Below are 12,270 nucleotides of genomic sequence, written 5' to 3'. Positions count from 1 at the left end.
AAAAGAGGGGAGCATCCATGGCATCCACCTTAAACCCATAATACTGGCTGATGATAACGCAGCAATTGAGAATATAATAGGTATCGGGCGAGATATCACGAAGGCTAAATTCATAGTGATCGCCGGCATCCGCTAATATTTTTTCCAGTCTTGCGGTATGGTTGAACGTATAGAGATGGAAGGGAATGGTGACGGCCTTGATCTCATTATGTGTCAGTGAGCTCGGGAACAGGTCGGCCAGCAGCACCTTGATAATAGGCTCATAGCGCAGCAGGTCTTCTGCTTTTTCGACCCCATCGATAAGTTCGGGGTATTTGCTGATTTCTTCCAGCAGCGATCGGGCATAGCTGGCCTGAAAGCCAACCGGCGATAGGGCCGCTGCTTCAAAGGATGGTATAATCTTATGAAAAGCGATCAGGGTTTTAAACGGACTGGAATCAAAGGCGAAGTTAAACTGCATAATGGTTGTTCCCGACTAAATTAGATTATTGCTGGAAGATGTACAAAAATATAAAATAATCGGCGAAAAGAAAACCCAAAGCGGACGGATAAAAACACTGCAATGACATTGGCGCCATTGAACTGTGCTGCTTTTCCGATACCGTCTTTGCTGCTGTTGGTCGGGTTGTTGCCACCAGCAATGGTGGTCACTACACCATAGCTATTGACAACCCGGATACTATAATAATGGTTGTTGTAGTCGTTATCACAGACGACAATATACTGGTCTGACCACAGGGCTATACCCATCGGACTGCCAAATAATGCGGCATTGCCCTGGCCATCCTTGGCGGGTTTATGGTTGTTATTATTGGCTCCGGCAAGGAGGTAAAAGCAAAACTGCACAAATTTGTTGCCGGACGGCGACGCTAGCTATTCGGTAAGCCAAGTTCGTCTGATGTTATCCTTCAGTTCCGCTAATCTGTCCTGGCCGCTACTATCGTTTGCAAGGATGATAATAGCGGTATTCTTTTCGGGGTATAGGTAGCATAGTACAGTGAAGCCACAACCGTCGCGCCCCGTGTGCATAAGGTAGGAGATACCATTTTCCTCCTTATCCATCATCCAACCCAATCCCATGTGCATACCGTCGGGCCTTGTAAACGTAGTTTTATGACTTAGTGCAATGGCTGCATGGTTGTTCTTTAGATTAGCGGATGCATACTTGAGCATATCACCGAGTGTTGAAAACATGGAGGGAGCAGCTCTGTAACCATAGTCTGGAATAAAGGGCAAGATTTTGTCACGTTCGTCATGACCGGCGATGAGCCTCCGCTCATCCTTTGCTAAGAGTTGTGGTTTTGTATCCTTCATACCCAGTTGATCTGTTAAATATGATGTTACCAGATCGTTGTAGGGTTTATGATAAACGCGTTCCAATAGGGCAATCAACACCATCATCGCATTTCCATTGTAGTGGAATTTTGTGCCAGGAACCGTATCAAGCACAAATTTGTGCATATCCCGGAACATGCTGTCGGCGGTATAAACACGGTAAAACTCCCGAAATGCTTTGTGGGGCAATTTGGTGATGCTATCGAGATATTTATCATCATAATTTCTCGACATCGAAGGTAGGGCTGAAGTATGGTTTGCCAGATCTACCAGTCGAACAGGATGCCCCTTATACTGCAAATTTGGATAATCCCCAGGCAAATATTTTCGGATATCATCATTCAGATTTACTTTCTTTTCGATGACGGCCTGCGCAAGCATTATGCCGACGAACGTTTTTGCAATGGAACCTAAACCGAAAATGGTATTGCTGTGCTAAATCGCCTGTTATTATTCCGATTGATAGGTCAACGGTAATCGGAGATTGTAGATAGTGTTCTGCCGACCGTTGAACTAAGCTATCCAGCGAAGTTTTCAAAGGGTTGCTGCTTAAAATCGAGTCCTGAGAAGTTTGGCCGAAACAGAATTGTATCGTGAGAATGAAAAAAACAATAACTTTTAAAGGAGTTGATTTCATATAGATCTAACAATGATAGCATAAATATAGCCAAAGAATTCGTATTCAATAACTTTGCAAACGAAATTAAGATTTCTGGACTGTTCGTTATCAGGGAAATAGAATATACAGACTGAGCATGCTACTGACCGGAATGCTTATATTGTCGTAACCGTCTTTGCTACATGCTTCGGCTATGGTCACGACGAGAGCCAGGGTACATATCATGGTGATTTCGCTCATGTGCAGGCTTGGCTCTTGCATATAGTGTCCAATTACAATCACGGTAATCAAAGCGCATACAAAGAACACTGCGGACCCTAGTAGTGTTTTTCGCGCACCGAATAGGCGGTAAGAACCATAAGGCCATTTTTTGCCAGATAATGCTGCCATCGGATCACATATTGCCAAGGTGAGCAAGGGCAAATAATAAAAAATAGACCCTTTGTCCAACAATACCTGTGCGAGAAAGCAAAGATAGACTGCCGCAGGATAGGCCAGGCTACCGACAGATTTTCGGTCGATTGCATGGATAGATTTCAATAAATCGAACTTGATGGACAGCAATAAAATCAAAGTGAACAATCCGCATAGGATGAAAACAGACCAGTGGCTGCTGATCAAAATCGGAAATGACATGCAGATTATCCCCGTACCTACATGGACGAGTTTTCGGGTAAACTCAGCTTTGACCTTAAACTGTTGATACAATAGTTCAGCAAGTCCGAATAGCAGCAAGAAAAGGGTGCCTAATAGGAGCATGTTCTCTAAATCGTTTTTCATGATGTTGTTTTTAAAGATAAATTAGTCCGTACATGGCTCCGCTGAATATAAAGCTGTCAAATCGATCCAGTATTCCGCCATGCCCTGGAATGAGGGTGCCGTAATCTTTAATTTGACAGCTTCGTTTGTACCACGAAGCCAATAGATCGCCCAGCAATGCGGAAAAGCAAATAAAAAGGGCGGTCTTTAAAGTTTGCGTGATGGACAGGTCGATGGATGGAAAGAGGAAAAGGCTGGTGCCAGTGGCAATGACCAAAGCGCCAATTAGACCTTCAACAGTTTTATTGGGACTAACCGAGGGAATAAGTTTTCTTTTGCCGAATAATTGACCGCAGAGCTGGCTGAATCCATCAAAAATCACCACCATAAAATACATAAAACAAACCTTTTCTGTCGATGCCCTATGCCCGAAGTTTATAAACGCCGCTATAAGAGCGAGATAAAGGACCACTACAGGACATAAGAATAGCAGCGGTCGTTCTGAATTTAGGTGGGCCTTGACAATTTCGTAAAAACCGACTATTCCAATGCAAATAGCCAAAAGTCTGACATAGTCCGTATAAATGGAAAAAAAGACAAGGATTAAAATCAGAAAGTAAAAACCCAGTTTTAACCAGCGTTCTCTGGCTTGCGCAACTTGACTATTCTTATTGAGATAGCCTGTGACCAATGCCCCGATGCCAAAAAATAACAACACTATATTCGCCATCAATACATACATAATCAAGCTTTTTTTTGTAATTGGATAAGGAATATACTTTTCAGATTGGATTGCAGCTTCGGGAGAATAATCACGAGGACCAATTCTTCCAGGTAGGCCAAATAACTTACGGTTAGCATCAGGTGGAAATAAAAACTGTTAAATCCGAATACAAAATAGCTAAAGATAAATATGCCCTGGAGATAGCCCGTTAATTTATAGGACCATAAATGGAAGCTGGGAAAGCGTTTAAATCGGATAAGAGCATAGATCTGGGGAACAATCCACAGGGCAATAAGTAGGATAAATTCGATTTTATAGGCCATTACAAATTCTTTTTCCAATGTTATCATCCCGATGAATGCCATGAGGTATGTTCCGATATCTGCGATCGAATCTATTTTGGCGCCAAATTCCGTCTGAAGGTTAAATAGCCTGGCGATTAATCCATCGAGGATATCGCTAATCAGGTTGATGGACAGCAATAGGATAAAGAGATCCCTGTCTGCCGTTAAAAGGGCATAGCTGATAAAGGGTAATGCCAGTATGCGGTAGGCGGAAAGTGCATTGGGCACATTCCATCTGTTTTCTTTTTTAGTTTCCATTTTATAGTGATTTTTTTCTGCCTAATTTTTGATGTGCCTGTGTAAAATGACCTGCCGAAAGGGCCGCGGCAATAGATAATTCTCCTGCGAGTGCAAGGGCTGCAGCTATTTCGGCATATTTTATGGCCTTCCCTTCGCCATAACAGTCCATCATTTCCAGGCACTCTCTTTGGGTCGGAAGTGCTGTTCCACCACCGATAGTGCCGACAATAAGATTGGGTAAAGTCACGGCTGCATAGAGTGATCCGTCTTTATTCTGCTCCATTCGCGTGATACCCGTTGCCGCTTCGGCGACACAGGCGACATCCTGACCTGTTGCCAAAAACAAAGCGGCCAATCCATTGGCATAATGCCCCTGTGCACCTATAGCTCCACTTTGGATAACACCCATGGTGGACGTACGCCAATAGCGATCCATCAGCTCGGCTGAAGTTTTAAGGATTTCGGACACGATGTTGGCCGGTAATGTTATTTCAGCTGTTACCTTTTTACCCCTGACATGATTGAAAGCCGCGGCGGTCGCTTTTTTGTCTCCCGAGCTGTTTCCCTCAATAAACCAGTGACTTGGCTTAATAGGACAAGAGTCAATCATAAACCGGCAGATGGCCTCTGTGCAGATGGTAACCATATTCTGGCCGGCCGCATCGGCAGTGAAATATTCAAAGGATATGGTTAAATGGTTGCCTTCAATCTGTATGCGGGTATCGGTTAACTTAGCAAATCTGCTTGTGCGTTTGACGATTTCCTGAAAGTTTTCTTTCTCTGCGAGGAACCAGGAAACAAAAAGACTTAAATCCTTGATGTTCTCAAATTTGAATACGGGGCTTCTCTGAACCCCTTCTTGCAGACAGATCGATGTAATCCCGCCAGCGAGCAAACAGGCTTTAGATCCGCGGTGATAGGATGCAACCAATGCACCCTCAGTTGTGGCAAGGGGAATATGGTAATTTCCGTTGGCTGAAGTGCCATGAACTTTAAGGGGGCTGATGACCCCTGTAGGGATTTGACTCATGCCGATGAAGTTTTCAATGTTGCCATGGAAGAGCGATGGCGATAGACGGGTGTCTGTCAAGATCGGGAATCGGCTTGCGAATTCCTCTTGTTTATTTAATACGGTTTTCATAGCTGGCTTTTAATAAAATAAATGTGTATTGTCTTCCAAAGTTATTGTGATAATCGCAGTTAAAATTGTGGGAAACAATAATATAAATTTTTATTTTTGTGATTATCGCAAAAAAATAGTTGGCTTATGTATCAGGAAAAGTTGATTCAGGAAATACAGCGAAAAATTGATCCCTCGAAATCTCTTATTGAGGTGATTGCAGACGCGCTTGATATTAGTTATGATGCGGCGCACCGCAGAATTTCAATGAAGAGCAAATTTTCAATAGGAGAGACGGTGCAGCTTGCAAATCGCTTTTCAATTTCTTTGGATAAGCTATTTCAGCAAAGTGATCACATCTTAGTAAAAAAAACAGCGGAAATCCAGTCCTTTAATGATCTTTCAAATTATCTGGAGCATTCGTTTAAATCGTTAACGGAGTTTGAACCCAATCTTCAGACTTACCTGTATTACTCGGCAAAGGATATTCCGATCTTTTATACCATCAATACAGGGCTTTTGTCTATATTCAAAAAATATGTATGGCTCAATTTATTGAGTCCAGACGGTTTGGAGTTGTCTTTCGAATCTTTTTTGTCGAAAACACCCATCGATAGTAGGGGGCAGAAGCTTTACGATTATTATTCGTCCATCCGGGTGAAAGAGATCTGGAATGATACCACAATTAACAGTACACTCCAGCAGATCATCTATTTTTCCCAGGCCGGCTTACTGACCGCCGAAAACGGAAAGATGCTCTGTGAGCAGCTTAAAGAACTGCTGTTTTCACTGGAGAAAAGTTGTGTGCCAAACAATGACCAGTACCAGCTGTACTACCATGAGCTATTGATTTTAAACAATAATGTCCTTGTTGGAAATAACGACAGAAAGTCATTATTCGTTCCGCATACGATGCTGGGCTATTTCATTACCAATGATAAAGACAGCTGTCGACACGCTTTCAATTTCTATCAGCATCAGCTCAAAAATTCCAGGTTGTTAAATACGGCCGGAACACGGGACAAGAAAATGTTTTTTAACAAAGTTTACCAAAAGATTGATCGCTATAAGGCACAGGTAAGTGCGGATAATGGAATGTAAGAAGAGAGCGCGATTGGTACATCGTTAAGGTTGAATTGGGTAATCGGAACGAGAGTGATGTTCGGATTGGGTGTTATTTCGAAGAATGGAGTGTCCCCTTTTGTTTTTCTTGGTCGTTAAGTCGTAAAATAGTTAAAACGAATGAAGACCATTTTACACATTACATCAAGTGCAAGAGCAGACAGCTCCTATAGCACAAATTTGGGCAAAGAAATTATCGATCGTATCAGAAAAAAATACGGCTCAATCTCCGTGATCACATGGGATCTGGTTGATACACCTCCGCCTTTGTATACCCATGAGATGGTTCAGGGATTTTATACTCCAGTAGATACGCCAGATTATTGTTCGATTAAGTCATTGGCCTATGCGAATGATTTAATTGAGCGAATTAATGCGGCAGACATGCTCGTCATCAGTACGCCAATGCATAATTTCGGCATTTCTGCGCACCTTAAAGCATGGATCGATCAACTGGTTCGTTTTGGTGTTACCTATACGTATGATGGCACGGGTAATCGTGTTGGACTTATCGCGGATAAAGATGTCTATTTGGCTATTGCTTCCGGTGGAACGCAAAGTTCATCGCCGGTACAAGACTACATCGCGGATTATTTAACTGCTGTCTTCCGAACATATGTTGGGATAACGAAAATCCAGACTTATCGGATAGAAGGTACGGCCTTCCCTAATTTTTCACCCGATTACAACGCGATATTGGCTGACTTTCCACACTAAGGTCAAAACAAGGGAATAAAGCTGATACCTTAACCGTTGTTTTTAGCCCAGATCCCAAGTCTTTTGCTTTGGGATCTGGTATCGATTATCACCGGATTGCAAGGATTTGTTTTTGGTAAACATCCTGTTCAGTTAATGAAGAAGCTAAATTCAGCGCTTTAGTGTAGTTATCAATTGCTTCGGCTTGGTCAAGATCCCGATAGAGGTAGCCCAGTAATCCAAAATAATGGGACATTTTAATGAGATTAAGCTTTTTTGTTTCCTCGATACCCGCCTCCGCCCCATAGACCTTGGCATAGGCAAATGCCCGGTTGAGGGCCGTCACAGGCGAGTATTCGATCAGAATCAACTGATTATAAAATTTTAAAATGTATTCCCATTTCGATTGGTTATCCACCACGGTGTGCCAATAAGCGATGGCTGCTTCGATATGGTATTTGGAGGTTTCCTGCGTATCGGTCGCCTGTACCATATAGAAATTACCTTGATCGATCATATCGCTATCCCATTGTTGCACATCCTGTTGTTCAAAAAGTACGATTGCCCCATCCTTATCCATTCGGGCATCAAGCCGCGAGCTTTGGTAACACATCAACGCTATTAAAGCGTTGGTCTGTGGCAGGTTGGTTGTTTCATGTGCTGTCAATAGGAGAGCTAATCGTATGGCCTCCATGCATAGTTCTTTTCGAATGATGTGATTTTCATGTTGAGCATAATATCCTTCGTTGAAAAGAAGATATATCGTTTTCAATACTGCGGCTAGGCGAGCGCTTATTTGGCTATCGGATAATTCTTTTAGTTCAAATTTGCTATCCCTTAAGGCTGTTTTTGCTCTAAATATGCGCTTCTTAATGGTTTCTTTATTTGTGAGCAGCGCCTGGGCGACCTCTAGGATACTAAATCCGCATAAGATCTGCAATGCTAAACTAATCTGTCCCGCTATGGGTATTATCGGGTCACAGATGGCAAATAGCATCGCCAATTGGCTGTCGCTAATGGTACGTTGGTCTATGTCGTCTGGCAGCGTCTTTTTATTCAGTTCCTTTAAGATATTGTCTTTGACTTTAAGTTCAAAGACAGCCTTATGTTTAAAGTAATCTTTTACCTTGTTTTTGGCGACAGTGTAGAGCCAGGCCTGTGGGTTTGCTGGGATGCCGGTAATCGGCCAGACTTCCGAAGCTTTTAAAAATGTATCGCTCGCAATATCTTCCGCAAGCTGGATGTCGGACAATCCAAAATGACGGCATAATACAGCCGTCATTTTGGAATATAGGTCGCGAAACAGACCTGGTATCAACTCAGCTGTTGATGTAGGCTTTTCCAACGGAATTAGGATTTTAGGAGCTCACGCACTTCAATACTTCCTCCAATTTTAAATATTGGATTCTGTTTGGCAATTTCTACAGCTTCATCAATGTTTTCGGTCCGCACCACAATAAAGCCACTGACGTATTCCTTTAATTCGGTAAAGGGGCCGTCGGTAACTACTTGATCAGCGGATATATGTCGTCCACTGTCGATCGTCGGTAAAAGTGTTTTTCCCTTATCCACCAATTTTTCCTGAGCAGCGATACTGGCCAGCCAGTTCATACGCTCCTGCATTTGTGCTGGAGAAGGCTTGAAATCAGCGCTGGCCTTTAGTCTGAAGATTAGCATAAATTCTTTCATCGTTTTTAAATTTTAGTATTTACCATCAAACGATCGAGCATTACAAAAGGGGACATCTGTGCTGATAATTGAAAAAAATAACATTGGAAACAGTCCATTTTAAAATGCTGCGGTGTATGGCAAGTTACGAAATATCAGGTGATTGTTTTTTTCTTTCTTTGGTATTAATCCACTCCCTGGGTATGCATGGGGATCCTATAGATGGCTGTTGAAGCGGTGATAAATAAAACCGTACGATCTTTACCTCCAAAACAGACATTGGATGTCCATGGTTCATTTACTTCAATATGGCCGATCAGCAGGCCTTTCGGACTATAAATAAAAACGCCTTTGCCTGTCAGATAAATATTTCCGTGATGGTCCAATGTCATCCCGTCAGATCCCTGATCGATAAGCGCTGTCTGTCCGCTGAGCTTGCCGTCAGATTCAATGGTGTACCTGTACGTTTTATTCCGTTCGATATCTGCGACATAGAGGTATCTTCCATCGGGCGAGCCGACAATGCCGTTCGGTTTGCTTACATCATCAGCTACTACGATGGGTTTTTTCGCTTTTCCTGGCGGAAGGTAGTAGACTTTTTGCCCCGCTATTTCTGGCTTTTTCCGGGTCCAATAATCGCGCAGATAAAAGGGGTCTGTAAAGTAGATGCCACCTTTCTTGTCTGCCCAAAGGTCATTTGGACCATTCAGTTTCCTTCCGTCGATAGCTGTCAGCAGGACGGTAACCTGACCATCTTTGCTGATTGACCAGATTTCGTTCTTTTCGTCGGCACAGGCAAGGAGCTGACCCTGATGGTTAAAGTACAATCCATTTGCGCGGCCTGCAGAATCTTTAAAAAGCGAAAGTTGCCCTTTGGTGCTATATTTCCAGATTTTGTTATTGGGCTGGTCGGTAAAATAGATGTCCCCGGCCTTGTCCACTGCCGGCCCTTCGGTAAAGGCAAACTGTCGGGCTATTAATTTTAGGCTGTCCTGATGAAACAACTGTGCGCTGAGATCTAAGCCATTTAAGGAGAAGAGTACGGACAGCAAGAGTGTAGGCCAGTGCCTGCGAGAATGAGCTGAATGGAACATATCAACTAATTTATCAATTTTCCGGGAATAAATAATTTTCTTGGGCTACCACCTGGCCTTTGTAATATTTCTTTCTTAACCAGAAAGCTACATTGACTAAGGCAATCAATGCGGGTACTTCCACGAGCGGACCGATGACGCCGGCAAATGCCTGGCCACTGTTGATGCCGAAGACGCCAATAGCAACTGCAATAGCTAACTCAAAATTATTACCAGAAGCTGTAAAGGAAATGGCTGCATTTTTGGAATAATCTGCGCCCATTCGTTTACCGATAAAAAAGCTCACCAGGAACATAATGGCAAAATAGATCACCAAAGGACCCGCAATTCTGACAACGTCCATAGGAATCTGAACGATCAGTTCACCTTTCAGGCTGAACATGACTACAATTGTAAATAATAATGCGATTAAGGTGATGGGAGAGATCAGCGGCACAAATTTGCTTTGGAACCATTCTTCTCCATTTAACTTAATCAGGCCATAACGGCTGATTATGCCCATTGCAAAGGGAATACCCAAATAAATTCCGACACTTTCCGCAATCTGACCGATCGAAATATTGACATCAAGACCTTTCATCCCAAATACTTGAGGCAGAACGGTGATAAAGATATAAGCATAGACACTGTACAATAAAACCTGAAAAATGCTATTGAGGGCGATGAGTCCTGCAGCATACTCGCGGTTTCCTTCCGCTAGCTCATTCCATACAACGACCATTGCAATGCAGCGGGCTAGCCCGATAAGAATAAGGCCGATCATATATTCGGGATAGCCCCGAAGAAATACAATCGCCAGGATAAACATTAAAATAGGCCCTATGATCCAGTTCAGGAGTAGGGAAGTCCCCAGTATCTTTGTGTCCTTAAATACGTTGCCCATATGTTCATATTTCACCTTGGCAAGTGGTGGATACATCATCAGGATCAGGCCAATGGCAAGTGGAATATTGGTGGTGCCGCTCGAGAAAGAATTGATAAAATCAGATGAAGACGGGAAAAGGAATCCAATAGATACTCCGATTGCCATCGCCAGGAAAATCCATAAGGTAAGGTATCGGTCGAGGAAACTCAGTTTTTTCCTTTCATGTGCTGGGGCGCAGTTGTTGGCTGACATATTTTTTTGTTAGTGGGTATGTTTATTTATCGAGATTTTCCGCTACAAATTCAGCACTGTATGTTTTGATAAGATCACGTACCCTTCTGAATTCATTCATAACTTCTTCCTCCGTCCCGGTAGCTTTTGCCGGGTCTGGGAAATTGTAATGTAGTTTTTTAGCCCTTGAAGGAAAATATGGACAACTCTCTTTGGCATTATCACAGACCGTAATTACATAGTCAAAGTCTATTGCCGCATACTCATTGACATGATTAGAGGTGTGGGATGAGATATCAATGCCGGCTTCAGCCATAACCTGAATGGCTTTAGGGTTAACGCCATGCGTTTCTATACCGGCGCTATAAACCTCGGCTCGGCTACCTGCGAAATGTCTTAAAAATCCTTCTGCAATTTGGCTGCGGCAACTGTTGCCGGTGCAGAGTACCAATATTTTTTCCATTTTTTAATGTTTTGATTAGCAGCAGCCGCCACCAGGTTTACAAACGGGGCCATCAGCAGCCAGATTAACCATTTCCAGCTTTACAGGTTCGGCTTTAGCAACGGGTGCGCAGCATTCTTCTCCAGCTGACGTGTTGCCACAGCTTCCTCCACGGTTAATGGCTTTGCACTGGGTATAATCTGGAGTAAGGTTAACGATTAAATCTTGTCCGGACACGGTAAAATTACCCGGATACATTTGGCGTGTATCGAACTGCGAGTTGCCAAATTCAATTTTTACAATAGCATTGGGATTAAGCGGCAATTTCTTTTCAACGATATCCACGATAGACATCGCTTTACTTGCTTGCATTGCACGGCCTTCTTCTGTTTCCCTTGGTTCCCATAGTTGGACAATGATTTCAGTCCAGGAGTTAATTACGCCACCACAATCGACGGATACGATAGGAGCCTGTTTGATTTCTGTAATATGGTAGGAGGGATCTACCCATTTACCTTCTGCATATTCAAATTGTAAAATTTGATTCGGGTTTTGCTGGAGCTGCGTTTTAAACGTTTCCCAGTTGATAAATGCGGAGTTGTTCATGTTATATTGCAATTTAACGATTAATTGATGTAAATTTTTTAGCAACAGTTTGTGTTCTCTTTATAAGAGTCAAAGAAAGCTGCCAGGTTTGTTTTCAATAATTTCCAGGCTTTAGGTTCAATGCAATAGCATACCCGTACACCTTCAATGGTGCCCTGGATAATACCCGCATTCTTCAATTCTTTAAGGTGCTGGGAAATTGTTGGCTGTGCCAATCCTAGTTCCTCAACCAGATCACCACAGATACACGAATTTGCACGGATGATAGATTGAAGGATCGCAATACGAGCAGGATGGCCCAACGCTTTGAGCATTGTAGCGAGCTGATTCTGCTCTTCTGTGAATATTTCTGTCTTAGTAAGTCCCATAATGTTATTGCAATATTACGATTAATTTTTTTGAAAT

15 protein-coding genes and 1 pseudogene are annotated in these 12,270 nt (G+C 42.8%); 2 read left to right on the top strand and 14 right to left on the bottom strand.

The window, feature by feature from the left end:
* The 7 genes and pseudogenes from B2X72_RS20840 to B2X72_RS20810 form a co-directional block, all read right to left on the bottom strand.
* A pseudogene (locus tag B2X72_RS20840) lies at window positions 1-460 on the bottom strand (GAF domain-containing protein); the annotation flags it as partial.
* Window positions 461-480: 20 nt separating this feature from the next.
* Window positions 481-846 carry a hypothetical protein gene (locus B2X72_RS20835; RefSeq protein WP_145326921.1) on the bottom strand — a complete coding sequence of 122 codons (366 nt, stop codon included), beginning with the start codon at window positions 844-846 and terminating at the stop codon, window positions 481-483.
* Window positions 847-873: 27 nt separating this feature from the next.
* A complete protein-coding gene (locus B2X72_RS20830) occupies window positions 874-1,758 on the bottom strand; it encodes a serine hydrolase domain-containing protein (protein ID WP_145326920.1) in 885 nt (294 codons plus the stop codon).
* A 304-nt stretch (window positions 1,759-2,062) separates the two neighbouring features.
* Window positions 2,063-2,734 carry a phosphatidate cytidylyltransferase gene (locus B2X72_RS20825; protein ID WP_145326919.1) on the bottom strand — a complete coding sequence of 224 codons (672 nt, stop codon included), beginning with the start codon at window positions 2,732-2,734 and terminating at the stop codon, window positions 2,063-2,065.
* Window positions 2,735-2,744: 10 nt separating this feature from the next.
* Window positions 2,745-3,455, bottom strand: a complete 711-nt coding sequence (locus tag B2X72_RS20820; protein ID WP_145326918.1) for a phosphatidate cytidylyltransferase — start codon at window positions 3,453-3,455, stop codon at window positions 2,745-2,747.
* A 2-nt stretch (window positions 3,456-3,457) separates the two neighbouring features.
* Window positions 3,458-4,039 carry a CDP-alcohol phosphatidyltransferase family protein gene (locus B2X72_RS20815; RefSeq protein ID WP_145326917.1) on the bottom strand — a complete coding sequence of 194 codons (582 nt, stop codon included), beginning with the start codon at window positions 4,037-4,039 and terminating at the stop codon, window positions 3,458-3,460.
* 1 nt (window position 4,040) lies between these two features.
* A complete protein-coding gene (locus tag B2X72_RS20810) occupies window positions 4,041-5,162 on the bottom strand; it encodes a hydroxymethylglutaryl-CoA reductase (RefSeq protein ID WP_145326916.1) in 1,122 nt (373 codons plus the stop codon).
* Between the two features lie 126 nt (window positions 5,163-5,288).
* Between B2X72_RS20810 and B2X72_RS20805 the strand changes: the two genes are divergently transcribed.
* Window positions 5,289-6,242, top strand: coding sequence for a hypothetical protein (locus B2X72_RS20805; RefSeq protein WP_145326915.1), 954 nt, complete (start codon window positions 5,289-5,291; stop codon window positions 6,240-6,242).
* A gap of 141 nt (window positions 6,243-6,383) precedes the next feature.
* On the top strand, window positions 6,384-6,980 hold the full coding sequence (locus B2X72_RS20800) for an FMN-dependent NADH-azoreductase (RefSeq protein WP_145326914.1): 597 nt from the start codon (window positions 6,384-6,386) through the stop codon (window positions 6,978-6,980).
* 88 nt (window positions 6,981-7,068) lie between these two features.
* Here the strand turns inward: B2X72_RS20800 and B2X72_RS20795 are convergent, their stop codons facing one another.
* The 7 genes from B2X72_RS20795 to B2X72_RS20765 all read right to left on the bottom strand — a co-directional run bounded on the left by B2X72_RS20795 (window position 7,069) and on the right by B2X72_RS20765 (window position 12,233).
* Entirely contained in the window at window positions 7,069-8,304 is a 1,236-nt protein-coding gene (locus B2X72_RS20795) for an RNA polymerase sigma factor (RefSeq protein ID WP_235032732.1), read from the bottom strand.
* A gap of 5 nt (window positions 8,305-8,309) precedes the next feature.
* Window positions 8,310-8,648 (bottom strand): YciI family protein, encoded by a 339-nt coding sequence (locus B2X72_RS20790; protein ID WP_145326913.1) that lies wholly within the window; start codon window positions 8,646-8,648, stop codon window positions 8,310-8,312.
* A gap of 164 nt (window positions 8,649-8,812) precedes the next feature.
* The gene (locus B2X72_RS20785; protein WP_145326912.1) at window positions 8,813-9,721 is read right to left on the bottom strand and encodes an SMP-30/gluconolactonase/LRE family protein; all 909 of its coding nucleotides are present in this window, start codon (window positions 9,719-9,721) and stop codon (window positions 8,813-8,815) included.
* A gap of 13 nt (window positions 9,722-9,734) precedes the next feature.
* A complete protein-coding gene (gene arsB, locus B2X72_RS20780) occupies window positions 9,735-10,838 on the bottom strand; it encodes an ACR3 family arsenite efflux transporter (protein ID WP_286851319.1) in 1,104 nt (367 codons plus the stop codon).
* A 22-nt stretch (window positions 10,839-10,860) separates the two neighbouring features.
* Complete coding sequence (locus B2X72_RS20775; RefSeq protein WP_075992911.1) at window positions 10,861-11,280, bottom strand: arsenate reductase ArsC; 420 nt, start codon at window positions 11,278-11,280, stop codon at window positions 10,861-10,863.
* Window positions 11,281-11,295: 15 nt separating this feature from the next.
* A complete protein-coding gene (locus B2X72_RS20770) occupies window positions 11,296-11,865 on the bottom strand; it encodes a DUF6428 family protein (protein WP_286851317.1) in 570 nt (189 codons plus the stop codon).
* A 38-nt stretch (window positions 11,866-11,903) separates the two neighbouring features.
* Window positions 11,904-12,233, bottom strand: a complete 330-nt coding sequence (locus B2X72_RS20765; RefSeq protein WP_075992909.1) for an ArsR/SmtB family transcription factor — start codon at window positions 12,231-12,233, stop codon at window positions 11,904-11,906.
* Between the last annotated feature and the right edge of the window lie 37 nt (window positions 12,234-12,270).

Source organism: Sphingobacterium sp. UBA7253 (genome assembly GCF_002472745.1).
GTDB lineage: Bacteria > Bacteroidota > Bacteroidia > Sphingobacteriales > Sphingobacteriaceae > Sphingobacterium > Sphingobacterium siyangense.
This window is presented reverse-complemented; position numbering and strand designations above follow the sequence as displayed.

Coding starts and splice junctions, on each gene's coding strand:
- B2X72_RS20825 (WP_145326919.1), bottom strand. CDS start 2,734: ATGAAAAACGATTTAGAGAACATGCTCCTATTAGGCACCCTTTTCTTG.
- B2X72_RS20820 (WP_145326918.1), bottom strand. CDS start 3,455: ATGTATGTATTGATGGCGAATATAGTGTTGTTATTTTTTGGCATCGGG.
- B2X72_RS20815 (WP_145326917.1), bottom strand. CDS start 4,039: ATGGAAACTAAAAAAGAAAACAGATGGAATGTGCCCAATGCACTTTCC.
- B2X72_RS20810 (WP_145326916.1), bottom strand. CDS start 5,162: ATGAAAACCGTATTAAATAAACAAGAGGAATTCGCAAGCCGATTCCCG.
- B2X72_RS20805 (WP_145326915.1), top strand. CDS start 5,289: ATGTATCAGGAAAAGTTGATTCAGGAAATACAGCGAAAAATTGATCCC.
- B2X72_RS20800 (WP_145326914.1), top strand. CDS start 6,384: ATGAAGACCATTTTACACATTACATCAAGTGCAAGAGCAGACAGCTCC.
- B2X72_RS20790 (WP_145326913.1), bottom strand. CDS start 8,648: ATGAAAGAATTTATGCTAATCTTCAGACTAAAGGCCAGCGCTGATTTC.
- B2X72_RS20785 (WP_145326912.1), bottom strand. CDS start 9,721: ATGTTCCATTCAGCTCATTCTCGCAGGCACTGGCCTACACTCTTGCTG.
- arsB (WP_286851319.1), bottom strand. CDS start 10,838: ATGTCAGCCAACAACTGCGCCCCAGCACATGAAAGGAAAAAACTGAGT.
- B2X72_RS20775 (WP_075992911.1), bottom strand. CDS start 11,280: ATGGAAAAAATATTGGTACTCTGCACCGGCAACAGTTGCCGCAGCCAA.
- B2X72_RS20770 (WP_286851317.1), bottom strand. CDS start 11,865: ATGAACAACTCCGCATTTATCAACTGGGAAACGTTTAAAACGCAGCTC.
- B2X72_RS20765 (WP_075992909.1), bottom strand. CDS start 12,233: ATGGGACTTACTAAGACAGAAATATTCACAGAAGAGCAGAATCAGCTC.